We start from the raw sequence: 459 nt of genomic DNA, 5'->3' as shown, positions 1-459 counted from the left end.
CGGTCGAGCATCGTCGCCATCACCTCGGCCGCCTGAACCGACAGCGAGTGCAACGACCGATGGCGGTGGAGACGGCTTCCGACATCGACCTGCCCGATCGATGACGCGCCCCACTCCCGCTCGATGTCGATCAGCAGGGCCATCTCGACACCCCACCCCTGCACGAAGCGGAGTTGCTCGAGAGCCGACCGTCGAGCGGCGTATTCGCCGGACAGCGGCTGCGCCAGCCCCGCGAGGTTCGGGTAGTACCGCGACATCAACGGCCGGGCGACCAACTCCGTGGTCCGTCCGCCGCCGCCGTAGTTGGTCGGCCGGTGATAGAGCGCCTTCATCATCGTCACCGACGGATCGGTGAGCAGTGGGGTGATCAGCTTGGTCACCCAGTCGGGCTCGAAGCTGGTCACATCTCCGTCGCACCAGACGACGAAGTCGCCGTGGCTCACCAGCAGGCTCGCCCAC

The 459-nt window shown here is 67.1% G+C and carries 1 protein-coding gene; it reads right to left on the bottom strand.

Going from position 1 to position 459, the window contains the following annotated elements:
• Positions 1-459: glycosyltransferase family protein (locus ON45_RS23370; protein WP_040496698.1), on the bottom strand; the 459-nt coding region annotated here is incomplete at both ends.

Origin of the sequence: Ilumatobacter nonamiensis YM16-303 (assembly GCF_000350145.1) — a bacterium.
In the GTDB taxonomy this organism is placed as follows: domain Bacteria; phylum Actinomycetota; class Acidimicrobiia; order Acidimicrobiales; family Ilumatobacteraceae; genus Ilumatobacter_A; species Ilumatobacter_A nonamiensis.
Note: the sequence above shows the minus strand (reverse complement) of the source record. Positions and strands in the feature narration are given on the sequence as shown.